This is a genomic window from Bradyrhizobium sp. B117 (genome assembly GCF_038969555.1).
Taxonomy (GTDB): domain Bacteria; phylum Pseudomonadota; class Alphaproteobacteria; order Rhizobiales; family Xanthobacteraceae; genus Bradyrhizobium.
On sequence record NZ_CP152414.1, the window covers coordinates 4,029,105 to 4,052,877 of the forward strand.

General features: G+C 64.7%; 24 protein-coding genes and 1 riboswitch. Of the genes, 10 read left to right on the forward strand and 14 right to left on the reverse strand.

Going from position 1 to position 23,773, the window contains the following annotated elements:
* Nucleotides 1–31 precede the first annotated feature (31 nt).
* Complete coding sequence (locus AAFG16_RS19625) at nt 32–589, reverse strand: Ada metal-binding domain-containing protein (protein ID WP_342740257.1); 558 nt, start codon at nt 587–589, stop codon at nt 32–34.
* A gap of 132 nt (nt 590–721) precedes the next feature.
* On the reverse strand, nt 722–1,126 hold the full coding sequence (locus tag AAFG16_RS19630) for a hypothetical protein (RefSeq protein WP_283085937.1): 405 nt from the start codon (nt 1,124–1,126) through the stop codon (nt 722–724).
* Nucleotides 1,127–1,295: 169 nt separating this feature from the next.
* Between AAFG16_RS19630 and AAFG16_RS19635 the strand changes: the two genes are divergently transcribed.
* Both AAFG16_RS19635 and AAFG16_RS19640 read left to right on the forward strand, forming a co-directional pair.
* Nucleotides 1,296–1,526, forward strand: coding sequence for a hypothetical protein (locus tag AAFG16_RS19635; RefSeq protein ID WP_283085938.1), 231 nt, complete (start codon nt 1,296–1,298; stop codon nt 1,524–1,526).
* Nucleotides 1,527–1,539: 13 nt separating this feature from the next.
* Nucleotides 1,540–3,579 (forward strand): pyrroloquinoline quinone-dependent dehydrogenase, encoded by a 2,040-nt coding sequence (locus AAFG16_RS19640; protein ID WP_342740258.1) that lies wholly within the window; start codon nt 1,540–1,542, stop codon nt 3,577–3,579.
* 44 nt (nt 3,580–3,623) lie between these two features.
* Here AAFG16_RS19640 and AAFG16_RS19645 read toward each other — a convergent pair whose 3' ends face one another.
* The gene (locus tag AAFG16_RS19645) at nt 3,624–3,866 is read right to left on the reverse strand and encodes a PilZ domain-containing protein (RefSeq protein WP_342740941.1); all 243 of its coding nucleotides are present in this window, start codon (nt 3,864–3,866) and stop codon (nt 3,624–3,626) included.
* Nucleotides 3,867–4,048: 182 nt separating this feature from the next.
* Here AAFG16_RS19645 and AAFG16_RS19650 point away from each other — a divergent pair, with 182 nt between their 5' ends.
* Nucleotides 4,049–4,342 (forward strand): HdeA family protein, encoded by a 294-nt coding sequence (locus tag AAFG16_RS19650; protein WP_283085939.1) that lies wholly within the window; start codon nt 4,049–4,051, stop codon nt 4,340–4,342.
* Nucleotides 4,343–4,457: 115 nt separating this feature from the next.
* Here the strand turns inward: AAFG16_RS19650 and AAFG16_RS19655 are convergent, their stop codons facing one another.
* Nucleotides 4,458–4,922: a PaaI family thioesterase gene (locus AAFG16_RS19655; protein ID WP_342740259.1), complete on the reverse strand. Its 465-nt coding sequence runs from the start codon at nt 4,920–4,922 to the stop codon at nt 4,458–4,460.
* 366 nt (nt 4,923–5,288) lie between these two features.
* Here AAFG16_RS19655 and AAFG16_RS19660 point away from each other — a divergent pair, with 366 nt between their 5' ends.
* Together AAFG16_RS19660 and AAFG16_RS19665 are read left to right on the forward strand one after the other, a co-directional pair.
* Nucleotides 5,289–5,588 (forward strand): hypothetical protein, encoded by a 300-nt coding sequence (locus AAFG16_RS19660; protein WP_342740260.1) that lies wholly within the window; start codon nt 5,289–5,291, stop codon nt 5,586–5,588.
* Between the two features lie 107 nt (nt 5,589–5,695).
* Nucleotides 5,696–5,950 (forward strand): hypothetical protein, encoded by a 255-nt coding sequence (locus AAFG16_RS19665; RefSeq protein ID WP_283085942.1) that lies wholly within the window; start codon nt 5,696–5,698, stop codon nt 5,948–5,950.
* Nucleotides 5,951–5,960: 10 nt separating this feature from the next.
* Here AAFG16_RS19665 and AAFG16_RS19670 read toward each other — a convergent pair whose 3' ends face one another.
* On the reverse strand, nt 5,961–6,194 hold the full coding sequence (locus AAFG16_RS19670) for a hypothetical protein (protein WP_342740261.1): 234 nt from the start codon (nt 6,192–6,194) through the stop codon (nt 5,961–5,963).
* Between the two features lie 198 nt (nt 6,195–6,392).
* Nucleotides 6,393–6,581 carry a hypothetical protein gene (locus AAFG16_RS19675; RefSeq protein WP_027560274.1) on the reverse strand — a complete coding sequence of 63 codons (189 nt, stop codon included), beginning with the start codon at nt 6,579–6,581 and terminating at the stop codon, nt 6,393–6,395.
* 318 nt (nt 6,582–6,899) lie between these two features.
* Between AAFG16_RS19675 and AAFG16_RS19680 the strand changes: the two genes are divergently transcribed.
* Nucleotides 6,900–7,157, forward strand: coding sequence for a DUF2798 domain-containing protein (locus AAFG16_RS19680; RefSeq protein WP_283085944.1), 258 nt, complete (start codon nt 6,900–6,902; stop codon nt 7,155–7,157).
* A gap of 768 nt (nt 7,158–7,925) precedes the next feature.
* Here AAFG16_RS19680 and AAFG16_RS19685 read toward each other — a convergent pair.
* The 3 genes from AAFG16_RS19685 to AAFG16_RS19695 all read right to left on the reverse strand — a co-directional run bounded on the left by AAFG16_RS19685 (nt 7,926) and on the right by AAFG16_RS19695 (nt 10,147).
* Nucleotides 7,926–8,093 (reverse strand): hypothetical protein, encoded by a 168-nt coding sequence (locus AAFG16_RS19685; protein WP_283085945.1) that lies wholly within the window; start codon nt 8,091–8,093, stop codon nt 7,926–7,928.
* 258 nt (nt 8,094–8,351) lie between these two features.
* Nucleotides 8,352–8,543 (reverse strand): hypothetical protein, encoded by a 192-nt coding sequence (locus tag AAFG16_RS19690; protein WP_342740262.1) that lies wholly within the window; start codon nt 8,541–8,543, stop codon nt 8,352–8,354.
* A 404-nt stretch (nt 8,544–8,947) separates the two neighbouring features.
* Complete coding sequence (locus AAFG16_RS19695; RefSeq protein WP_342732874.1) at nt 8,948–10,147, reverse strand: IS256 family transposase; 1,200 nt, start codon at nt 10,145–10,147, stop codon at nt 8,948–8,950.
* A gap of 965 nt (nt 10,148–11,112) precedes the next feature.
* Here AAFG16_RS19695 and recA point away from each other — a divergent pair.
* Both recA and AAFG16_RS19705 read left to right on the forward strand, forming a co-directional pair.
* Complete coding sequence (recA, locus tag AAFG16_RS19700; protein ID WP_018642760.1) at nt 11,113–12,201, forward strand: recombinase RecA; 1,089 nt, start codon at nt 11,113–11,115, stop codon at nt 12,199–12,201.
* 49 nt (nt 12,202–12,250) lie between these two features.
* Nucleotides 12,251–12,676, forward strand: coding sequence for a hypothetical protein (locus AAFG16_RS19705; protein ID WP_342740263.1), 426 nt, complete (start codon nt 12,251–12,253; stop codon nt 12,674–12,676).
* A gap of 111 nt (nt 12,677–12,787) precedes the next feature.
* Here the strand turns inward: AAFG16_RS19705 and gcvP are convergent, their stop codons facing one another.
* From gcvP to gcvT, 3 genes are all read right to left on the reverse strand, one after another.
* Nucleotides 12,788–15,652, reverse strand: a complete 2,865-nt coding sequence (gene gcvP, locus AAFG16_RS19710) for an aminomethyl-transferring glycine dehydrogenase (RefSeq protein WP_342740942.1) — start codon at nt 15,650–15,652, stop codon at nt 12,788–12,790.
* 183 nt (nt 15,653–15,835) lie between these two features.
* Nucleotides 15,836–16,204, reverse strand: coding sequence for a glycine cleavage system protein GcvH (gcvH, locus tag AAFG16_RS19715; protein ID WP_283085948.1), 369 nt, complete (start codon nt 16,202–16,204; stop codon nt 15,836–15,838).
* Between the two features lie 10 nt (nt 16,205–16,214).
* The gene (gene gcvT, locus AAFG16_RS19720; protein WP_342740264.1) at nt 16,215–17,363 is read right to left on the reverse strand and encodes a glycine cleavage system aminomethyltransferase GcvT; all 1,149 of its coding nucleotides are present in this window, start codon (nt 17,361–17,363) and stop codon (nt 16,215–16,217) included.
* 145 nt (nt 17,364–17,508) lie between these two features.
* Nucleotides 17,509–17,599, reverse strand: a riboswitch (glycine riboswitch).
* A gap of 223 nt (nt 17,600–17,822) precedes the next feature.
* Here gcvT and alaS point away from each other — a divergent pair.
* Complete coding sequence (gene alaS / locus AAFG16_RS19725; RefSeq protein ID WP_342740265.1) at nt 17,823–20,501, forward strand: alanine--tRNA ligase; 2,679 nt, start codon at nt 17,823–17,825, stop codon at nt 20,499–20,501.
* A 5-nt stretch (nt 20,502–20,506) separates the two neighbouring features.
* A complete protein-coding gene (locus AAFG16_RS19730) occupies nt 20,507–21,733 on the forward strand; it encodes a cyclic nucleotide-gated ion channel (RefSeq protein ID WP_342740266.1) in 1,227 nt (408 codons plus the stop codon).
* A 4-nt stretch (nt 21,734–21,737) separates the two neighbouring features.
* Here the strand turns inward: AAFG16_RS19730 and AAFG16_RS19735 are convergent, their stop codons facing one another.
* Nucleotides 21,738–22,238 carry a DUF3455 domain-containing protein gene (locus AAFG16_RS19735; protein ID WP_342740267.1) on the reverse strand — a complete coding sequence of 167 codons (501 nt, stop codon included), beginning with the start codon at nt 22,236–22,238 and terminating at the stop codon, nt 21,738–21,740.
* A 98-nt stretch (nt 22,239–22,336) separates the two neighbouring features.
* Nucleotides 22,337–23,551, reverse strand: coding sequence for an NADP-dependent isocitrate dehydrogenase (locus AAFG16_RS19740; RefSeq protein WP_235545178.1), 1,215 nt, complete (start codon nt 23,549–23,551; stop codon nt 22,337–22,339).
* Nucleotides 23,552–23,773: the final 222 nt, after the last annotated feature.

Genomic DNA, 23,773 nt, shown 5'->3' on the forward strand with positions numbered 1-23,773 from the left:
CCTTGCGCTCAATGAGTCTCGATCGGTGGCGCTACGCTTTCTTTCGGAATGCCGATGGTGGACGACCATAAAGCCGCGTAAACGCCGTGCTCATCCGCCGCGTGCTGGAAAAACCGGATCGCTCTGCCACCACCGAGATCGGAAGATCGCCGGCACCGAGCAGGCGCTTGGCGCGCTGCACGCGCAGCGACTGCGCCACTTGCAGCGGCGATGCGTCGAGGTGCCGGACGAACAGGCGCGCCAGGTGACGCGTACCGACTCCCAATCGTTCGGCAAGACGTTCCACGCTGCTCCGATCGAGCTCTCCGTCTGCGATGAGAGACAGCGCGCGTTCGACGGTCGTCCGCGTGCCTTTCCATGCGGGGCAGAATGGAGCTGTCTCGGGGCGGCACCGAAGACAGGGGCGAAAGCCGGCATGCTCGGCTGCGGCTGCGCTGCGATAGAAGGTCACGTTGCGGGCGAGCGGGGTCCGGACCGGGCAGACCGGACGGCAATACACGCCGGTGGTCCTGACGGCGACAAAGATCACGCCGTCCGCTGCTACATCGCGGCGGCGGAGTGCTTCGTAGTGCGTGTCGAAGTCGAGCATGGAGTCGCTATAGCGGCCACACTTTCGCAACGCGAGTCCGGCGCGATGACCAGGTCTGAAAGCGACCGAAACCGCCGGGTCTGGATTGTATGGATGGCGAAGCCTATGGCCGACGCGATCGTCTATGGTCGGTCAGATCGGCTCGTATGTCTCGGTCCCGCAGATGTCGTCGGCCTCCGCGCGCCGGCGATCGACGACCTTTCCGTTTGATATCGTCACGATGTAAGTCTGCACGCCGAGCGCCGTGCCGGTCGCCGAGGTGAGCTCCGCACGGACGCAGGCGGTCCAGCCGGATCCTCGCACCTGATGATGTGGCGGGGCGACATGCACCTCGCGCGGATAGGAGGTGTTGAGGAAGACCACGTCGATCTGCTCGCGTACTAGGCGCTTGATGTCGGGGGGCGGCTCGGGCGCGGGCAGCTCGGCTTCCTTCATGCGCATGAACTCGGGCACGGGCGCCCGGCTGTCGGCAAAGCCGCAGGCACCGAGCGCGAGCGCGCCGGCGAGCAGCGCCGCATGAGCAATGATCCGCAACATCCCTGGAGGTCCCCCGCGGGCCAAGAGATAGGGACGAATGCGTTCCGGCGAAGTCCCGGTCGATCAAGATTTGCTGAAGGCCAGTTTTGCTGAAGACCCGGCCCCCGCGGCATTGGCTATTACGGGATTGCAGGCTAGTTTGTACCCCCAGAGGTGGGGGATTGCTCCAATGAGGATTTTGGTCATTGCGGCCGCCGTGCTGGCACTGACGGCTGTCTCGGCCGAGGCGCAGGGGCGCGTCAGAGGTCAGCCCAATGACGGCGGCCAGAAGGCGGACAACAAGCCCAAGGTCGACGAGAAGGCCTACAAGGCCGCGCTCGAGCGCATTCCGGAGCCGAAGGAGAAGTACGACCCGTGGGGCGGGGCTCGCCCCACCGAGCCCGCCAAGAAGCCGAAATAAAGCGAGGCGGGCGATGCGTTTGCGCACCCGCCTGCACATCGCCGTCGCGCTCACTGCGCTCTTGTTTGCCGCGCCGCCGTGCTGGGCCTGGGAGAGCTGGGGCGGCGATGCGGGCGGCTCGCGCTTCTCGCCGTTGCGACAGATCACGCCCGACAATGTCGGCCAGCTCATCCGCGCCTTCGAATATCACACTGGCGATCTCGCCGCGCGCGCGCCCGAGGTGATGCGGCGAACCAAATTCGAGGCGACACCGCTGTTCGTCGAGGACAGCCTGATCTTCTGCACACCGTTCAACGAGGTGATCGCACTCGATCCCGGCACGGGCGCACAGAAATGGCGCTATGATCCGAAGATCGCGACCAATCAGCGTCCTGCCAATCGCTATGTCTGCCGCGGTGTCACCTCGTGGATCGACGATCAGGCGCCGCCGGATGCCGCCTGCCGATCGCGCATCTTCATGGGCACCAACGATGTCCGCCTGATCGCGCTCGATGCGAAGACCGGCATTCCTTGCGCCGGTTTCGGCAAGGGCGGTGAGATCAAGCTTGATATCGGCATGCGGCTGGATTGGCCGGGCGAATTCCAGATCACCTCGCCACCGGCGGTCGGCCGCGGTGTCGTCGTTGTCGGCTCCTCGATCGCCGACAACAGCCGCGTCGATGCGCCGAGCGGGAAGGTGCGCGCGTTCGATGCGCGGAGCGGCGAAGCGCGCTGGACTTTCGAGCCGCTCCAGCGCGACGGCATCGAAGCCGGCCACGCCAATGTCTGGGCGCCGATGTCGGTCGACGATACGCGCGGGCTGGTTTTCCTGCCGACGACCTCGCCGTCGCCGGATTTTTGGGGCGGCAAGCGGCCGGGCAACAACGAGCACGCCAATTCGGTCGTTGCGCTGCGCATCGAGACCGGCGAGCTCGTATGGGCATTCCAGACCGTGCATCACGACGTCTGGGATTACGACCTGGCGGCGCAGCCGACGCTCGCGCGCCTCGACACCGGTGAGGGCCAGCGCGACGTCGTGATCCAGCCGACCAAGCACGGCTTTGTGTTCGTGCTCGACCGCGACACCGGCAAGCCGGTCTGGCCGGTCGAGGAGCGCGCGGTGCCGCAGGGCGGCGCCGAAGGCGAAGGATTGTCGCCGACGCAGCCGTTCCCGACGCATGTGCCGGCGCTGACGTCGCAAACGATCTCGACCGATGATGTGCTCTCGCTCATGCCTGGGTTGCCCCACTCGTCTTGCGAACGGCAGTTCGCAGAGGCGCGCAACGAGGGGCTGTTCACACCGCCTTCGGTGCAGGGCACGCTGGAATTTCCGTTCACCGGCGGCGGGGTGAACTGGGGCAGCGCGGCGTTCGACCCGGCTGGTCAGATCCTCTATGTCAACACCAGCCGCGCCGTCCATCTCATCAAGCTGATCCCGCGCGCGGAGGCGGCCGGATTCAATCCGCCGCCTGGACATGACTTCGGCCGGCAGCGCGGCGCGCCATTTGCGATGTCGCGCGCGATGGTGACCTCGCCGCTCGGTCTGCTCTGTAACAAGCCGCCATGGGGCGAGATGGTCGCGGTCGATCTGAGGGGTGGAAAAATCCTCTGGCGCTCGACGGTCGGCACCACCGAGGATCTTGCGCCATTGGGCATGCCGCTGCCTTGGGGCGCGCCGCTCCTCAACGGACCCGCCGTCACCGCTGGCAGTCTCGTCTTTACCGGCGCGATGGATGCGTATCTGCGGGCTTTCGACGCGCGTAGCGGCAGGGAGCTCTGGCAGGGCCGGCTGCCGGTGCCCGGCGTCGCCAATCCCATGACCTATCTCTGGAAGGGCGAGCAATATGTTGCGATCGGCGCCGGCGGCCATTCCGAGGCGGGCACCTCGATCGGCGACAGCGTCGTTGCGTTTCGTCTGGCGCGGCCCGGCGAGGCGCCATCGCTATGGTCGCGCACGATCGATCGTCCGGGCGGACGATTCGTTGCGGCATCCTCGGCGCTCGCGCTCGCAATCATCGCGCTCGTGATTGCGGGCCTGCGCTGGCGTCGCCGTTATCGTATCAGGCACTCGTAACGGCGTTGTGCATGCGATGCGAACGTTCGTTCACATCGCGCGAATTATTGAACGAAAGCGAGGCCGACGCGCCGGTCGCTGCGCCATACGGGGCGGCAATTCCGCACGAAATTGTCGCGCGCGATCGAGAGCGTGAATGATTGCGGCAGTGTGACGGGTGAATCGAGGTCGATCGCCGCGCCGCCTTCAGACATGTTTCGTACCGTGCACGCGATGCTGCTGCTTTCAAAGGTGATGGTCCCACCCTTGAAGACGCGGTGACGCTGCGCTGCACGTTTCTCGATCATCCGCATTAATCCATAACGACGATTGTGAAATAGCGCATAGAAATTGCGTTGATCTAAACTCAATACTGGCGCTACTTGTGCAACGCTTCAGACTTCGTTTACGACGTTGAAGCGGTGAGTCACTTCCCGCCGACTTGTCCCGCAAGCCTTTCCTTTATGGCGTTACGCCGATGGAGATTCCGATGAAGACTACGCTTTCGATCCTGTTCGCCGCAGCATTCGCGCTGACATCGATGCCCGCCCACGCCGTCAAGTGGGACCTCTCGACCATGACCTGCAAGCAATTCCTCGACAGTGGCGAAGACAACATCGCGGTCGTGCTGACCTGGATGGATGGCTGGTACAAGGGCGATGAGGACAACGCGATCATCGACACCGAGGTGTTCATCGAGAACGCCAAGAAGTTCGGCGCCTATTGCGGAAAGAATCCGACCGTCAGCGTCGTCACCGCGGCCGACGAGATCCTCGGCAAGTAATTCTTGAAGTGCGCCGATCGAAGCGCGGATGCAATCGCGCTTCGGCGGATGCGAACGTGATGGAGAGCCGCGACGCGCCTTGCGCTCACGCGGCTCTCTTTTTTTCGGCTGATGCTCAGCCCGGCAACATCGCGAACGCGCTCGACACCATCGCGACCTGCTTGTTGTCGGCGGCCGAGAGCAGCGTGACGCGGCCGAAGCTCATGGTGCGCCCGAGCCGCACCACGCGCGCATCGGCCAGCACATCCGAGGAGGAGACCGCGCGCATGAAATGCGTGGTCTGGTCGACCGTCGTCATCGGACGATAGCCGCGATTGGCGGCGAGGTTCGCGATCACCATCGCGGTGTCGGCGAGCGCCATCAGCGCCTGGCCGCAGACCACGCCGCCGTTGCGGCACAGCCGCTCCGAGAACGGCATGCGCAGCAGCGCGCCGGGCTGCCAGTCCGGCACGTCTGCCGGCTGGATGTGCTCGATGCGCTCGACGGCGAGGTTGAGATCCTGGATCCAGGGTGCAAAGACCTCGCCGAGGATGCGTCTCGCATCAGCGATGCCGAATCCGGCTTCTGGCTGCGTTTGCATTGCTGTCGTGTCCTCCATTGTTGCCGGATGTTTCGAACCATTCTGCGCGGATTGGCGCGGCAAAGTCACCCGGTCCGGCGCCGGCCCCGTCGGCTTGAAAATGCCCGACTTCGGCCGATATGATAGCTCGCTTGGGAGCGGGTGGATGGTGTTGCGTCGGTGTGTCCTCGTGTTTTCGCTGTTGGCGCTTGGCCTCGTGTTGGACGGCTGCACCAGATGCGGCCCGATCTGGGACGATTGGCTGCATACGCCGAACTCGTGCCGGTCGGACCGGCTCTAGCGCGCCATTCGGCCCCGAGCGGGCTGTTGACAGGGATGACGAGGCGCGGTTGATCCGCCTCTGATTGGATGATCGAGGAGTGAGTGATGAAGTTTTTCCGTATGGCGGCGGTGCTGCTGGCCGTGGCGGCGGGACCGGCCTACGCGCAAATGCCCAATCTCAACCTGCTGCAGGACGGCCCGAGCAAGACCCCCGAGGAGAAAGCCGCGGATGCCGAGCGTGAGAAGGCCTACAAGGAAACGCTGAAGAAGATTCCGGACGCCAAGTCGTCCAGTGATCCCTGGGGCGGCATGCGCTCCGATCCGCCGAAGCAGCCGGCGGCGCCGAAGGCCTCTGCGGCAAGCGGCGCGCCGAAGAAGAGCAAGAGCGGCACCGCAGCCAACTGACCGCAGCGCCCGTCGGAGGCCGCAACGACGCCTCCGCAACAGGACTCCTTTTCAGGCGGCCCGCTCCCTACATTGAGCCCGTCAGTATTGCGTAGAGGAGGGCGGACATGGCCGACCGGCCGCGGGATCTCGCCGAACGGATGGCGCGCCGTCGCAAGACCGGCGGCAAGCCGGGCGCGACCACCGGCGACGGCTATCTGCGCGAGACCTTCACCCTGCCGCGCCCGGCGGCGCGGGCGAGGGCGGAGGCCTTCTTCGCCCGCTACCCCAAGGCCGGCTATATGAGCGCCGTCGAGACCTGGCGGGAGCTGCCCGGCGGCGACATCGAATTCACCATGCGGCGGCTGCCGAGCGCGGATTAGGGGCGGGGCGCTACTCGAGGGTTTCCGCGACGATGCGGATCCGGAACACGGGCTCCTTGGCCTCGTCGAGCAGCTCCATGTCCCATTCGGAGTTTTGCTGGAGCTTGCGGGCGATGCCGGCCGCCATGTCGGCGCAGACGCTGGTCATCTCCCTCCAGGCCGAATCGCGATCGGCAAATTCCGTCGCCTGGTCCGCACAGCCGGAATAACGGCCGTTCCGGATTCGAAAGAAGTAGAGCGGCATGGCTGACACCGATCGCGCGTGACGGCCCCGCCCCCAAGGCCATGGGCGCGCAGTGCAGTCCCAAACCATCCGCAGATCAATTCCGGGCGGCTACGGAATAGGCCCCGTCGGACCCGATGGCTTGCTTGGGGCGCGACGGGATCGCGCTGCCTTCGCTCAAGCCGTCTTGTTCAAGCGGTCTTGCTCAAGCCGTCTTGCTTAAGCCGTCTTGCGCCCGATCGCCTTCAGCTCCCGATCAATGCGCAGCTGCACCCGCCGGATCGCCAGCAGATCGATCTTGGTCTCGGTCTTGCCGGTCTTGACCTGCTCGCCGATCCGGAACTGCCACTGCCAGACCCCGGGGATTGCCGTCTTGGCGACGGTGAACTCGACGCCCCTGTGATTCATGGCCACCTCCCACGATTCACCCTCATCACATGCCCAAACATGTTGGGCGTGTTAATATTCCCGCGACAAGCGAAATCTGACGATAAGCCCCGGGAAGTTCACGGCTATCCCGAGAACGCGCGCGCTCCGAAACAAGCGAAATCGAATTCCGAAAGATGCCCTGCGCGAGCGCCGGTACTCCGTGGTTCTCCGACCATGAACAGAGTTCCGCGCGCGACACGGATCGACGCGGGCGCGCATCGAGGCGCCATGCGAGCGACGGCATGTGCCTTGCTTCGCCTCATGACGGCAAGCAACATGCAACGATGTGGGCACCTCATGCTCGGCATTCCCCGCCGCTACAGTCATTTCGTCTTCGGCGTGATTCAGTCCGGACTGACCTCGTTGATCGCGGCCGGGATCGCCAGCTTTCCCGCGGCAAGCACAATGCTCTTCCTGCAGCACTGGACGCTGTCGTGGCTGGTCGCATGGGCCGCGATGCTGCCGATCGTGCTGCTGGCCGCGCCCGCGATCCGCGCCTTCTCGCTGCGCCTGACGCGGGAGGAGACCGCCGCGCGTACCGGCAGGCAGGCATGAAAAAACCCGCTTGGGGAGAGCCAAGCGGGTCGAAGGTTATTGGAGGCTGAGGTGCTGGGCTGCAACACCATAGCCTGACGACCCTAGCGGCCTCAGCTTACGGCAGCCTGACATTCCGGTCGCTCCGGTGCCCCCGCAAACAGAAAACCCCGCTCGGGGTCGAGCGGGGTCATCGACTGTATGGAGGCCCGGTGTTGGCCCACCGGGCGCGACGAAATTAGGAGAGTCGGCTTACAGGCGCCTGACGGCCGTCGCGAAAGCTTGCGCGCCACGAAGCCGCAGACTGGCCCCGCACAGGTCCCAATTTGGCCATCCGATCGCACAACTGGAGCCACACCCGCGGGCGAGATTCCACTGCTTCGGCGATGCCATGGGGGAAACGTGGCGCGCCGAGAACGGGGTGGCATCATGGATAACGTAGAGCGGTCATTTGCCGCCGCGACGGCGGCTGGCTTCGTGGTGCTGGTGATCGGCATCGCGCTGCTGATGCTGCTATAGGCGGCGTCAGGCGCGCGGAAAGCGGGTCCGAGTCATCGGGCCCGCTCGGTGGCGGCTTTCAAAAGCTGAAAACAACCCCATGCACAGTAGGGCGCTGGGAAATTTCGCTGCGCAATCAATGACCTAATGTAGGTGTAGTGCGGTTTCGCAGCCGCAAGCAAGACGGTCGGTCGCCCGGCAGGCACGGGCGCGCTCAGCCGCGCCGGAAGGGCCGGTCAGCTCCGAAGTAGGTTGCCAAACAGGGCCTGACCAAACGGGTCCTGGCGCGGTCTAATGGACCTTGATTTCGTGCAGGGGAAGGCGGAGCTCGGCGGCGCGCTCCTCGCGGTCCTTCTTGCGGAACTCGTTTTCCTTGCGCTCGAACTTCGCCATCTCCTCGAGCGCCGCCGCGAGGAAATGATTGCGCCTCGTCGCGTCGTGGTGCGTGTCTTCGGTCATGACAGAGCTCCCCGCTGTAGCGGCCCCGTCCCGACAAAGCCGGTAACCGCGCAAAGGTTCGGTGCCGCAGGATTGCGGATTTATGACGGCGATCGGCGGCTGTGTCTTTGCTGCGCATCAGCTTCAATGGAAGAGCTGCACGGCAAGATTGAATCTGCCGTCAGGCCCAAAGAAAGGTTGCCAACGGGATGGCCGCGCGGTGAGATCCGCTCGAATGTCCTAAAGCGCGATGACGGTTCATCCAAATCTCATCGCGCTTTAGTGGCAGGGCTTGCCCAGCATCTGCGCGTAGCGGCTGTGGCAGCCGTCGTGCAACTGCCACCGCTTCGTGATTTTGACACCGACCTTCGGAGCGCCCGACGACATCGGACCGCACGACGTGTGGGCGTAGGCCGCCGCCGGGCCGGCTAACACGGCCAGCGCGAGCGCGATCTTGATCATCGACTTCATTGTCTCCTCCTGAGATTGTCTACGTCTCGTAGCGCTACGAATTGAAGCGCTACACATTGTAGCATTGAAATGCAAGCGCCCACCGCGGCACGGCCGACGCTTCAACCTGCGGAGCAGGGCACCTCAAAATTCAACTTCGGGAGGCTCGAGGACCATGATTTATGGTGCTGTCCCAATTGGGACGCCCGACAAATCGGATTGGGGCAGCGGAAGCTTGGGCGAAATAAAAACGCCGCCCGCTTAAATTGAGCGCGGGCGGCGGCTTTCCAGCCCCGGGTGGGAATGAGCAATTTCCCGGTGATGAATAGTCTGCACAACCTATGCCAAGGTTTTGTGGATCGTGTCCCATGGCGTGGTGTAGCTGACGGCAGGTCACCGCCGATTTTCCGGCGGGTCGGAAGGCATCAGCCTGCCACGGCGGGCAAGCCGACGATGGGATCATCGCTCAACGGCGCGATGGTTTCCAGCGTCATGTAGCGGGCCCGCTGAACCGCCCACTCGTCGTTCTGCTCGAGCAGGATCGCGCCGACCAGGCGAACGATGGCGTCTTCATTTGGGAAGATGCCAACCACCTCGGTCCGCCGCTTGATCTCGCCGTTGAGGCGCTCGATCGGATTGGTCGAATGCAGCTTGGCACGGTGCTGAGGCGGGAAGCTCATATAGGCGAGCACGTCTGGCTCGGCCTCATCCATGAAGGCGGCGAGCTTTGGCAGTTTGGGACGGAGCTGGTCGGCGACCTTGCGCCACTGAGCCCTGGCCGCTTCGGCATCGTCCTGGGCAAAGGCGGTGGCGATGAAGGCGGAGACGACGCGTCTTCCGCTCTTGCCGGCATGGGCCAGGACGTTGCGCATGAAGTGGACGCGGCAGCGTTGCCAGGCGGTGTTGAGCACCTTGCTGACGGCGGCCTTGATGCCCTCATGCGCATCGGAGATCACGAGCTTGACGCCACGAAGCCCGCGCCGAGCGAGCTTGCGCAAGAACGCGGTCCAGAACGTCTCGGCCTCCGAGGGACCGATGTCCATGCCGAGAACTTCACGCCGGCCGTCGCTGTTGACGCCGACCGCGATGATCACCGCGACCGAGACAATCCGGCCATTCTGGCGGACCTTCACGTAGGTGGCGTCGATCCACAGATACGGCCAGTCACCCTCGATCGGTCGGGCGAGGAAGGCCTTCACCTTGTCGTCGATCTCGGCACACAGTCGGCTCACCTGGCTCTTGGAGATGCCAGTCATGCCCATAGCCTGGACCAGATCATCGACGGATCGGGTCGAGACGCCCTGCACATAGGCTTCCTGCACCACCGCGGTGAGCGCCTTTTCGGCCATCCGACGCGGCTCCAGGAAGCCCGGGAAGTAGCTTCCTTTGCGCAGCTTGGGAATGCGCAGCTCGACCGCGCCGGCGCGCGTCTCCCAGGTCCGGTCACGGTAGCCGTTACGCTGGGCAAGGCGCTCGGCATTCTTCTCGCCGTAGGCCGCTCCGGTCAGCCCGGCGACCTCCAGCTCCATCAATCGCTGGGCGGCAAAGCCAATCATCTCGCGAAGCAGATCGGCGTCTGGGGCCTTCTCCACGAGCGCGCGAAGGTTCATCATCTCGTCGGTCATCGGTGGTTCCTCGAATCAGGTTGGTGTCAGCAACCCGACCCTACCGGCGAACTGCCGGTGACCACCGCAAAGCCGTCCGCCCGCTACGGCGCTATCTGAGGGCGCGCGCGCGGACGGCTTCGCTCTACCGAGCTACACCATCACTGGGGACACGACCGTTTTGTGTCACGTGGCGGGACATCGCTGAGGTGGATTTAGGACGTTCGCACACCGCAAAAATCAACTTAGGACACCGAGGGTCAAATACGGGCAGCCCTCGATCTCTGGTGCTGTCCTAATGTGAGGCGCAAGAAGCGGCTTAAGCCAACGGTTGAACGATACCGGCCGAAGTTCGCTGACGAGGAATGAAAGAGGCCGCCAACTGAGGCGGCCTTACTCCTCGTCCTCTCTTTCTGGCAGCGGATGCAATCTGTTCCCGAGAAAGGTGCTGGGGATGGGTATCCGGAGCAGCTCCAGCGAGTGTCTGCAAATCTGCTGCGTGCGCTCGATTTCTGTGGCGATTAGTGCGGTCTGAACGGCGATTTTGTGAGAATAGTCCGACATAGCGGCACTCCCTGGTAGCAGGCGGGAGCGCTCTCGGTCTCTCAGCCACCGACGCCTACGGGCAGAGCCTCGGCCGGTGATGCATATAAACTGCCACGGGTTGCATCGGTTCAAAATTGAATTTAGGGGCGAAAAGCCGACTGAGGCGGCCTCTGGTGCAAACTGCGCATCCATTCGGCCTAGTCTGTTCGAGGCAAGAACAGAAGAACAGGGGCCATGAACAGAACTAGGCCCGCCGCGAACAAATTAGGACACCGCAAAATTCAACTTAGGACACTGGGGCTTAAATACGGACAGTACCCCGATCTCTGAAAAGAACATATTGCGAACAGAGAACAGATGGTGTACATTGCTTTTATCGCCGAGCGCCTCGCCAATTGTTTGTCCCACACGCGAATCCTCGCCATAAGGAGCACGACCCAATGTCCGCCACTGCCCTGCGTATCGTCGAAGGATCTTCCATGGACAAGAGTAAAGCCCTGGCCGCCGCGCTCTCCCAGATCGAGCGCCAATTCGGCAAGGGATCGGTGATGAAGCTGGGCAAGAACGACCGGTCCATGGACATCGAGGCGGTGTCCTCCGGCTCGCTCGGGCTCGATATCGCGCTCGGCATCGGCGGTCTGCCCAAGGGGCGCATCGTCGAGATCTACGGGCCGGAATCCTCGGGCAAGACCACGCTGGCGCTGCACACGGTGGCGGAAGCGCAAAAGAAGGGCGGCATCTGCGCCTTCATCGACGCCGAGCACGCGCTCGACCCGGTCTATGCCCGCAAGCTGGGCGTCAACATCGACGAACTCCTGATCTCGCAGCCCGACACCGGCGAGCAGGCGCTGGAAATCTGCGACACGCTGGTGCGCTCGGGTGCGGTGGACGTGCTGGTGGTCGATTCGGTCGCGGCCCTGGTGCCGAAGGCCGAGCTCGAAGGCGAGATGGGCGATGCGCTGCCGGGCCTGCAGGCACGTCTGATGAGCCAGGCGCTGCGCAAGCTGACCGCCTCCATCAACAAGTCCAACACCATGGTGATCTTCATCAACCAGATCCGCATGAAGATCGGTGTGATGTACGGCTCGCCCGAAACCACGACCGGCGGCAACGCGCTGAAGTTCTACGCCTCCGTCCGCCTCGACATCCGCCGCATCGGCGCGATCAAGGAGCGCGACGAAGTGGTCGGCAACACCACGCGCGTCAAGGTGGTGAAGAACAAGCTGGCGCCGCCCTTCAAGCAGGTCGAGTTCGACATCATGTACGGCGAGGGCGTTTCCAAGATGGGCGAGATCCTCGATCTCGGCGTCAAGGCCGGCATCGTCGAGAAGTCGGGCGCCTGGTTCTCCTATGACAGCCAGCGCCTCGGCCAGGGCCGCGAGAACTCGAAAGCGTTCTTGAAGGCCAACCCCGACATCACCGCCAAGATCGAGACCTCGATCCGCCAGAACTCCGGCCTGATCTCCGAGCAGATTTTGGCCGGCACGCCTGAGAGCGACGCCGACGGCGAGGAGCCGGCGGAGGAATAAGCCTTACCGCGAAAAGTTTTCGCGAGGAGCGGGCACTGAGGACGTTGAGTTGCCGACGTCTTCGGTGCCCGTTTCGTTTGGTGGTACAAGAGATATCGGATCAGTTGTTGAGCCCGGGATCGCTGTGAGTTGGAATCAATCCGAGGTCATTGCCGCTCGCCGGATCATTATTGAGACGGCGAAAAGCATACTTTCCGGAAGCGTGTCTCCGGTAGAAGGTGCCAGGGCAATCGCAAGGCACAGCTTCAAGGCCCGTCTTGAAGACGATTCCGATGTCTTGCCCTTCGTTGGAATTGCTTCGGAGACCGAGGCCTTGCCGCTGGGACGCGAAAGGGGGCACTGGCAAGCGAGTGAGGTCGCGGAACTCCAGGGAAAGATTGATGAATCCCAAGCCTGGGCACTCACGGTCGCGGGCACCCACTGCCAGAGCCTTGTGGCCCGGTCGGAAAGCCTGATGCTTTGGCCCGACGGCTAGGATCGTAGGGTGGGCAAAGGCGCGCAAGCGCCGTGCCCACCATCTTTCACCGCATGCAAAGGTGGTGGGCACGCTTGCGTTTTGCCCACCCTGCGAGACCTCCGTCGCGTCTTACTCCGCAGCTTCCGCGTAATCGCTCACCGGCGGGCACGAGCACACCAGATTGCGGTCGCCATAGACGTTGTCGACGCGGCCGACCGGGCACCAATACTTGTCAGTACGCGAGACCCCGTCGGGGAAGCAGCCTTCGCTGCGGGTGTAGGCGCGCTTCCAGTCGTCATCCGCGATGTCGTGCACGGTGTGCGGAGCGTGGCGCAGCGGCGAGGCTTCGATCTTGAAGCGGCCGGCTTCGACCTCGGCGATCTCTTTCCGGATCGCGATCATGGCATCGCAGAAGCGATCCAGCTCCGCCTTGGATTCCGATTCGGTCGGCTCGATCATCAGCGTGCCCGGCACCGGGAAGCTCATGGTGGGGGCATGGAAGCCATAGTCGATCAGGCGTTTTGCGATGTCGTCGACGGTGACGCCGCTCGTCGTCTTCAGCGGCCGCGGATCGACGATGCACTCATGCGCGACGCGGCCCTTGGCGTTCTTGTAGAGCACCGGGAAGTGCGGATCGAGGCGCGCTGCGATGTAGTTGGCGTTGAGGATCGCGATCTCGGTCGCGCGCTTCAAGCCTTCGCCCCCCATCATCAGGATGTAGATGTAGGAGATGGTCAGGATCGAGGCCGAGCCGAACGGCGCGGCCGAGACCGGGCCGACCGGAGCTTCAGCCTGCGTCGCCGGATGACCCGGCAGGAACGGCGCAAGATGCGCCTTGACGCCGATCGGACCCATGCCGGGGCCGCCGCCGCCATGCGGGATGCAGAAGGTCTTGTGCAGATTGAGATGGCTGACGTCGGCGCCGTAATCGCCGGGCCTGCTAAGGCCGACCTGCGCGTTGAGGTTGGCACCGTCGAGATACACCTGGCTACCATGGCCGTGCACGATGTCGCAGATCTCGCGAATGTGCTCCTCGAACACGCCGTGGGTCGAGGGATAGGTGATCATCACAGCGGCGAGGTCGTTCGAATGCTTCTCCGCCTTGGCGCGGAGATCGTTGACGTCGACGTCGCCGTTCTTCTCGCAGGCGACCACCACCACGTCCATGCCGACCATCGCGGCCGAGGCCGGGTTGGTGCCGTGGGCGGAGGAGGGGATCAGGCAGATCTTGCGATGGCTCTCTCCGCGTGCTGCGTGATAGCCACGGATCGCAAGCAGGCCGGCGTATTCGCCTTGGGCGCCAGAATTGGGCTGGAGCGAGATCGCGTCATAGCCGGTGATGTCGCACAGCCATTTTTCCAGCCGCGCGAACAGCGCATGATAGCCGGCCGCCTGCTCGCGCGGCACGAACGGGTGCAGCGAGCCGAATTCCGGCCAGGTCAGCGGCATCATTTCGGTGGTCGCGTTCAGCTTCATCGTGCAGGAGCCGAGCGGGATCATGGCGCGGTCGAGCGCGAGGTCGCGGTCCGAGAGCTTGCGCATGTAGCGCAGCATCTCGGTCTCCGAGCGATGCGCGTGGAAGACGGGATGGGTGAGGAAGTCGGTCGTGCGCTTCAGCGCCTCCGGCAGCGCCTCGCGCGTGGTGGCGTCGATCTCGGCATAGGCAAGCGTGCCGCCGAAGGCGCGCCAGACGGCTTCCACCGTCGCGGGCGTTGTGGTCTCGTCGAGCGCGATGCGCAGATTGGTCTCGCTGACGCCGAGATTGATCTTCTCGGCCGCCGCGCGCGCGATGATCTCGCCGCGCTTGGCGCCGGCATCGACGCTGAGCGTGTCGAAGAAATTCTCCGACTGTAGCGCAAAGCCGAGCTTGCGCAGGCCCGCCGCGAGCACGGCGGTGCGGCGATGTACGTTGCGCGCGATCTGCGTCAGGCCCTCGGGGCCGTGATAGACCGCGTACATCGAAGCGATCACGGCGAGCAGCACCTGCGCGGTGCAGATGTTGGAGGTCGCCTTCTCGCGGCGGATGTGCTGCTCGCGGGTCTGCAGCGCCAGGCGATAGGCCGGTGCCCCGCGCGAATCCACGGAGAGGCCGACGATGCGGCCGGGCAGCGAGCGCTTCAGCGCATCGCGCACCGCCATATAGGCCGCGTGCGGTCCGCCATAACCCATCGGCACGCCAAAGCGCTGCGCCGAGCCGATTGCGATGTCGGCCCCGAGCTCGCCCGGCGAGGCGAGCAGGGTGAGCGCGAGCAGATCAGCGGCAACGATCGCGAGCGCGCCCTTGGCCTTCAGCGCTGCGATCGCGGGCCGGAGGTCGCGCACGGCGCCCGAAGAGCCCGGATATTGCAGCAGCGCGCCGAGCACGTCCGCCTTGTCGAGATCGGCGAGGGGATCGCCGACGATCAGATTCCAGCCGAGCGGCTCGGCGCGGGTGCGCATCACAGCCAGCGTCTGCGGATGCACGTCCTTGTCGACGAAGAAGGCTTTGGCCTTGACCTGCGAGTGCCGCTCCGCGAGCGCCAACGCTTCGGCCGCCGCGGTTGCCTCATCGAGCAGCGAGGCGTTGGCGACGTCGAGCCCGGTGAGGTCGCAGATCATGGTCTGGAAGTTGAGCAGCGCCTCCAGCCGGCCCTGGCTGATCTCGGGCTGATAGGGCGTGTAGGCGGTGTACCAGGCCGGATTCTCCAGGATGTTGCGCTGAATCACCGCCGGCAGGATCGTGCCGGAATAGCCCTGGCCAATCAGCGAGGTGAAGACCTGGTTCTGTCGGCCAAGCTCGGTCATGTGCGCGATCGCCTCGGTCTCGCTGAGCGGCTTGCCGAGATCGAGCGGGGCGGCCTGCCGGATCGAGGCCGGCAACGTCTCCGCCATCAGCGCATCGACGCTTTTGGCGCTGACGGCTTCAAGCATGGCGGTGACGTCGCGCGCCGAGGGGCCGATGTGGCGGCGAACGAAGGTGGCGGTGTCGCCGTTGGATTTGCGGTGCGCGGTCATCATGGGTCCTCGCTTAGATGTCGTTGTCGCCGTCATGCCCCGCCTAGTGCGCAATTGCGCACGGGGGCGGGGCATCCAATAAACGCAGGCGTTCGTGATTGAGCCGATCGGCCGCAGCGTACTGGATCATCCGCCTTCGCGGATGATGACAGTGAGTGTGGGGCGGCGGTTCGGCTCATATCTTCACGCCGTATGTGCCTTGTAGGCGGCTTCATCCATGAGGCCGCCGAGCTCGCCCTTGTCGGCAATCTTGATCTTGAAGAACCACGCCTTGCCTTGCGCGTCCGAGTTCACCAGCGCCGGCTCGGCGGCGAGCGCGTCGTTGGTCGCGAGCACTTCGCCGGAGATTGGCGCGTAGACGTCGGAGGCGGCCTTCACGGATTCCACGACGGCGGCGGCTTCGGTCTTCTTCAACGCGCGGCCGACCTTGGGCAATTCGACGAACACGACGTCGCCGAGCTGCTGCTGCGCGTAATCGGTGATGCCGACGGTGGCGACATCGCCGTCGATTGCGAGCCATTCGTGGTCGGAGGTGTACAGCGTCGTGGTCATTGTCTTGTCCTCAGCGTTTGTAGGTGTTTTTCACGAAGGGCATGGCGGCGACTTGAAGCGGCAGTCGCTGGCCGCGCACCTCGGCGAAGAGCTTTGTGTCGAGCGCGCTCAGGGCGGCGGGCACATAGCCCATCGCCACCGGCGCATTCAGGCTCGGGCCGAAGCCGCCCGAGGTGACTTTTCCAATGGGCTCGCCGCCCGCATCGTCCGCAAACAGCAGCGCGCCCTCGCGCACCGGCGCGCGGCCCTCGGCGCGCAGGCCGACGCGGCGGCGGGATGCGCCGTGATCGAAATGTGCGAGAATCTTTTCCGCTCCGGGAAAGCCGCCGGCGCGCGCGCCGCCAGTGCGGCGGCTCTTCTGCACCGACCATTCCAGCGCGGCTTCGACCGGTGTGGTCGCGGTGTCGATGTCGTGGCCGTAGAGGCAGAGCCCGGCTTCCAGCCGCAGGCTGTCGCGCGCGCCAAGGCCGATCGGCATCACGTCGGGGTTTTCCAGAAGCGTTTTGGCGAGACGTTCGGCGTCGGCCGCGGGGACTGAAATCTCAAAACCGTCCTCGCCGGTGTAGCCGGAGCGAGAGACGAAGCAGGCGAGGCCGGCGACCTCATGTGGGCCGGCATCCATGAACTTCATGGCGGGCGCCTCTGCACATAATTTCGCCAGCGCGGCCTCCGCCTTCGGGCCCTGCAGCGCGATCAGCGCGCGGTCTTCAAGCGAATCGATGATGCAGTCGCCCGAGAGATGCGCGCGCAGATGCGCCTCGTCCGCGTCCTTGCAGGCGGCGTTGACGACCAGGAACAGGTGGTCGCCGAAATTGGCGACCATGAGATCGTCGAGAATCCCGCCGTCTTCATTGGTGAACTGGGCGTAGCGCTGCCGGCCCGGCGCGATCGCCACGATATCCTGCGGCACCAGCCGTTCCAGCGCGCGGGCGGCGTCCTCGACCCTCCCGGATTTCGGCCGAAGCGCGATCTGGCCCATATGGGAGACATCAAACAGGCCTGCGGCGGATCGGGTCTGGAGGTGCTCCTTCAGCACGCCCGCGGGATACTGTACGGGCATGTCATAGCCCGCGAACGGCACCATCTTGCCGCCAAGCGACATGTGAAGGTCGTAAAGGGGGGTACGTTTCAGGGAGTTCTTGTCGTCTGACGCAAGCATCACAGGGCCCTCGGCGGTTCCCCGGGGACGATTCCCCAAGACAAACCAGTCGAAGCCCCATCTGTCGCTGTGCCTGAGAGTATTATCCCGTCGGCGGACGCCATCCGGGCCTTACGCCCGCCAGCGCCTCTTTCCAGATGTCGTCAAAGCCACGCGGTCCTTTTGCCTGAGAGTTTCCGGGGCGGTTGCTCCTTCGGCGCCGGCTACCAGATGCCGGTCTCTCCCGACGTGGCCGTACGATACAGATGGGTAGAGACCACAGGCCGGCCAAGCCTGTCAACGCGCACCTGGCGGCTTTCAACGGGATTACGCGCCTGCGGCAACCCACTGATCTCTCTGCACAGTTTCTGGACAGCGAAGCTTGCCTTGTCTAAAAGCGCTTTGGCCCGCAGATATCAGCCCAAATCGATAGGTTTGGATGGCGGATCGGCGGGTCCAAGCACACCCGATTGGATGAACATGAGCGGCGTCAACGAGATCAGGTCGACCTTTCTGAACTTCTTTGCCGAGAACGGCCACGAGATCGTGTCGTCCTCGCCATTGGTGCCGCGCAACGATCCGACGTTGATGTTCACCAATGCCGGCATGGTGCAGTTCAAGAACGTCTTCACCGGGGTGGAGAAGCGGCCCTATCAGCGCGCGACCACGTCGCAGAAATGCGTGCGCGCCGGCGGCAAGCACAACGACCTCGACAATGTCGGCTACACCGCGCGCCATCTCACCTTCTTCGAGATGCTCGGTAACTTCTCGTTCGGCGACTACTTCAAGGAACGCGCGATCGAGCTCGCCTGGAAGCTCATCACTGGGGAATTCGGGCTGAAGAAGGACAAGCTGCTCGTCACCGTCTACCACACCGACGACGAGGCGCACGGGCTCTGGAAGAAGATCGCCGGCTTCTCCGACGACCGCATCATCCGCATCCCGACCTCCGACAATTTCTGGGCGATGGGCGACACCGGCCCGTGCGGGCCGTGCTCGGAGATCTTCATCGATCGCGGCGACCATATCTGGGGTGGCCCTCCCGGTTCTCCTGAGGAGGACGGCGACCGCTTCCTCGAATTCTGGAATCTCGTGTTCATGCAATACGAGCAGGTGACCAAGGAGGAGCGCGTGGATCTGCCGCGTCCCTCGATCGACACCGGCATGGGCCTCGAGCGCATGGCCTGCATCATGCAGGGCGTGGACAGCGTGTTCGAGACCGACCTGTTCCGTCATTTGATCGATGCGACGTCGTCGGCGCTCGGCACCGGGCCGAACGAGCAGACCGTCGCCTCGTTCCGCGTAATCGCCGACCATTTGCGTTCGTCCGCCTTCCTGGTCGCGGATGGCGTGCTGCCCTCGAACGAGGGCCGTGGCTATGTGCTGCGCCGGATCATGCGCCGCGCGATGCGCCATGCGCAGCTGCTGGGCGCCAAGGAGCCGCTGATGCATCGGCTGGTCTGGGCGCTGGTGCGCGAGATGGGCCAGGCCTATCCCGACCTGATGCGCGCGGAGAATCTGATCGAGGAGACGCTGCGTCTCGAAGAGACCCGCTTCCGCAAGACTCTTTCGCGTGGCCTCGCCATCCTGGACGAGAAGAGCGCGGGCCTGAAAAAGGGCGACATGTTCGACGGCGACGTCGCCTTCACGCTGTACGACACCTACGGCTTCCCGCTCGACCTGACCCAGGACGCGCTGAAGTCGCGTGGCATCGGCGTCGATCAGGCCGCGTTCACCGACGCGATGGAGCGCCAGAAGGCCAAGGCGCGCGAGTCCTGGAAGGGTTCGGGTGAGGCTGCTTCCGAAGCGATCTGGTTCCCGCTGCGCGAAAAGCTCGGAGCCACCGAATTCCTGGGCTATGAAACCGAGAGCGCCGAAGGCGTGGTGTCCGCGCTGGTCAAGGACGGCCAGGAAGTCGCCAGCCTCAAGGCCGGCGAGACGGGTTCGATCGTGCTGAACCAGACGCCGTTCTATGCGGAGTCCGGCGGCCAGGTCGGCGATACCGGCGTGCTGACGGGCGAGGGCGGCCTAAAATTCCGCGTCACCGACACGCAGAAGAAGCTCGGCGATTTCTTCGTGCATGTCGGCACCGTCGAGAGCGGCGAGGTGAAGGTCGGCACCGCGCTCCAGCTCGAGGTGGATCATTCGCGCCGCTCCTCGATCCGCGCGCATCACTCGGCGACGCATCTCATCCATGAGGCGCTGCGCCAGGTGCTCGGCGATCATATCGCCCAGCGCGGCTCGATGGTCGCGCCGGACCGGCTGCGCTTCGACTTCGTGCATCCGAAGCCGATCACGGCGGAAGAGCTTGCCCGCGTCGAGGACATCGCCAACGACGTGGTGCTGGAGAACGACGAGGTCACCACCCGCGTCATGGGCGTTGACGAGGCCCGTGAGGCCGGAGCACGCGCGCTGTTCGGCGAGAAGTATGGCGACGAGGTTCGCGTCGTCTCCATGGGCAGGACCGCGCGCGAGCGCGGCGCCAATGCGCTCGGCTGGTCGGTCGAGCTCTGCGGCGGCACGCATGTCAGGCGCACCGGCGACATCGGCCTGATCACGCTGACCAGTGAGAGCGCGGTCGCCTCCGGCGTGCGCCGCATCGAGGCGCTGACCGGCAATTATGCGCGCAAGCACGCCAACGACACCATGGCGCTGGCGAAGACCGCGGCGAACGAGCTGCGCACCTCGCTCGACGACGTCCCGGCGCGCATCGCCGCGCTGATGGAGGAGCGCAAGAAGCTCGAGCGCGAGCTCTCCGACGCCCGCAAGAAGCTCGCGATGGGCGGTGGCGCATCGAGCGGCGATGGCGCAGCGGCGAGCGTGCGCGAGGCCGGCGGCGTCAAGCTGATGGCACGCGCGGTCGAAGGCATCGAGATGAAGGATCTCAAGAGCCTTGCCGACGACGGCAAGAAGCAGATCGGCTCCGGCGTGGTTGCGATCGTCGGCGTCACCGAGGACGGCAAGGCCGGCGTCGTGGTCGGCGTCACCGCCGACCTCACCGCGCGCTTCAACGCGGTCAACTTGGTGCGCGTTGCCTCCGAAGCCCTCGGCGGCAAGGGTGGCGGCGGTCGGCCCGACATGGCCCAGGCCGGCGGCCCGGACGGCGCCAAGGCGACCGAGGCGCTAGCTGCGATCGAAAAAGCGATGGGGGCTGCGTAAAGCCCATGCGCCTCGTTCCGCGAGGACGTGGGCCTTCCGATCCCGATTTGAGGGATCGCCTCTATGAATTGCTGGAGCACGATCCGCTGGCCTATTCGGTCGGATCGCGCTTCATCCAGCTCATCATCGGCGTCATCGTGCTCAACCTCGCCGCGATGATTTTGGCCTCGGTGCCGGAGCTGGACGCGCGGTTCGACACGCTGTTCAGCGCGATCGCCGTCTTCGCCGTGATCGTGTTCGCGCTCGAATATCTGGCGCGGCTGTGGACCGTGGCAGGGCACACCCAGCGCGAGGGCTCGGCGCTGTCCGACCGGCTCTCTTATGCCTTCTCCGCGCTCGGCATCATCGACCTCATGGCGTTTCTCCCCGCAGCGGTCGTGCTTGCCACCGGCCGGCACGCGACGCTGGCCGGGCTCGGCGTGCTGCCGTTCTTCAAGCTGATCCGCTATTCGCCGGCGATGCGCTCGCTGCTCGCGGCCGTGCATGCCGAGCGTCGGGCGCTGATCGGCTGCGTCGTCATCCTGTTCGGTGTGGTCCTGACCTTCGCCTCGCTGCTCTACGCCGTCGAGCGCGACGTGCAGCCCGGCAAGCTCGGCACCATTCCGGATGCGATGTGGTGGGCGATCGTGACGCTCGGCACCGTCGGCTATGGCGACGTCGTGCCGGTGACGCCGCTCGGAAAATTCATCTCGGTGTTCGCGATCATCTCAGGCTTTGCCATGATCGCGCTGCCGGTCGCGATCATCTCCTCGGCGTTCGCGGAAGAGGTGAGGCGGCGCGATTTCGTCGTCACCTGGGGCATGCTGGCGCGGGTGCCGCTGTTCTCGCATCTGTCCGCCGCGGAGATCGCCGACATCATGCGCCTGTTGCGGGCCCGCACCATCGAGCAGGGCGAGGTGCTGGTGCGGCGAGGCGACGTCGCCTCGTCGATGTATTTCATCACCGCCGGCGAGGTCGAGATCGCGCTGCCGAGCCAGCAGGTGCGGCTCGGCGACGGCACCTTCTTCGGCGAGATTGCGCTGCTGCACAAAACCAAACGCAGCGGCACGGTGACGGCGACGCGCAAGACGCGGCTGCTGCTGCTCGACGCCCAGGATTTTCACGCCCTGATCGCGCGCATGCCGACGCTCGCCGCCCATGTCCACGAAACCGCGAAGGCGCGGCTGGAGGAGACCGGCGATCTTGCCGCGGCGGAGCTGGCGCAGGCGGAGCGCGAGGATACCGACCGTTAAGCGGTCAGCCCTTCTTCAGGAAAACATAGTCGGCCGAATAGGGCGCGCTCTTGAACTCGCCGGCCTTGTCGCAGGCGCCGTCGAGCTTGCCGCCGTGGGTATTGATGCGCTGCACCGTAGTGACGGGCGTCAGCGCGCCATCGCCGCGGCGGGAGGCGACCTCCAGCTTCAGCCAGGGAATATCGGCAGCGGTTGCGCCCGGCGCATTGCCGATGGCCTTGCCGACCACCGCGCTGCCGTCCGCGTGCTCCCAGCTCGGGCCGGCATAGTGGCGGCCGATGGTTTTGCCCTCGGACAGCAGCGTTGCGATCGGCTCGCGGAAGGCCCAGGCGAGCTTGCCGTCGCCACCCGCCTTGCACTCATAGACCTGCGCGCCCTCGGCGTGGACGCTGAGCACGACGCTCTCGCCCGGCGCGGCGATGGCTTCGGGGAGGGTCTCTGCGGCGGCGACCGGTCCGATCACGACCGCGAGCAGCATTGTGGGGGCAGCAATCTTGATGAACATGGGTGTCTCCGCGAAAGCTCTCAAAAAACAAACGGGCCGCGCATTGGCGCGGCCCGCGATGATGTCTGGCCCAGTCGGGCGAAATTGCGGATGGTAGCTTAGGCCGCCAGCGCCTTCGTCAGGTTTTCCGCGACCTTGTCGAGGAAGCCGGTGGTCGAGAGCCAGCGCTGGTCGGCGCCGACCAGCAGCGCGAGGTCCTTGGTCATGTAGCCGGCCTCGACGGTGTCGACGCAGACCTTCTCGAGGGTGGCGGCGAACTTGGCGAGCTCGGCATTGTTGTCGAGCTTGGCGCGGTGCGACAGGCCACGGGTCCAGGCGAAGATCGACGCGATCGAGTTGGTCGAGGTCTCCTTGCCCTTCTGGTGCTCGCGGTAGTGGCGGGTCACCGTGCCGTGGGCGGCTTCGGCTTCCACGGTCTTGCCGTCGGGGGTGAGCAGCACCGAGGTCATCAGGCCGAGCGAGCCGTAGCCCTGCGCGACCGTGTCGGACTGCACGTCGCCGTCGTAGTTCTTACAGGCCCAGACATAGCCGCCGGACCACTTCAGCGCCGAGGCCACCATGTCGTCGATCAGGCGGTGCTCGTAGGTCAGGCCCTTGGCGTCGAACTCCTTCTTGAACTCCTTGTCGAAGATCTCCTGGAAGATGTCCTTGAAGCGGCCGTCATAGACCTTGAGGATGGTGTTCTTGGTCGAGAGATAGACTGGGTAGCCGCGCAGCAGGCCGTAGTTGAAGGAGGCGCGGGCGAAGTCGATGATGGAGTCGTCGAGATTGTACATCTCCATGGCGACGCCGGCGCCCGGAGCCTTGAACACTTCCTTCTCGATCACGGTGCCGTCCTCGCCGACGAACTTCAGCGAGAGGGTGCCCTTGCCCGGGAACTTGATGTCGGTGGCGCGGTACTGGTCGCCATAGGCGTGGCGGCCGATGATGATCGGCTTGGTCCAACCGGGAACGAGGCGCGGCACGTTCTTGCAGATGATCGGCTCGCGGAAGATCACGCCGCCGAGGATGTTGCGGATGGTGCCGTTCGGCGACTTCCACATCTGCTTGAGGTTGAACTCCTTCACCCGGGCCTCGTCCGGGGTGATGGTGGCGCACTTGACGCCGACGCCGACCTTCTTGATCGCCTCGGCGGCGTCGATGGTGACCTGATCGTTGGTGTGGTCGCGGTACTCCATGCCCAGGTCGAAATACAGCAGCTCGACGTCAAGGAACGGGTTGATCAGCTTGTCCTTGATGTACTGCCAGATGATCCGGGTCATCTCGTCGCCATCGAGTTCGACGACGGGATTGGATACCTTGATTTTTGCCATGATCGGGGAAGCCTCTTGGGAACGGCGCTAGAAGCGCGCCAACGTGAATATCCGCCGCCTCTTAGCACCGGACCGCGGCGGGCGAAAGCCAAGGGATTATGCACTTTTAGCTCAGCCAGCTTGCCCAGATGGGGGGCGAGGAGCGGCCCTGGCGCGGGGGCGGGCCTCAGCCTTCAGAAAAGATTCAAAAGTCGATTCTAACCCCGTTATTTCCCTTGAGAA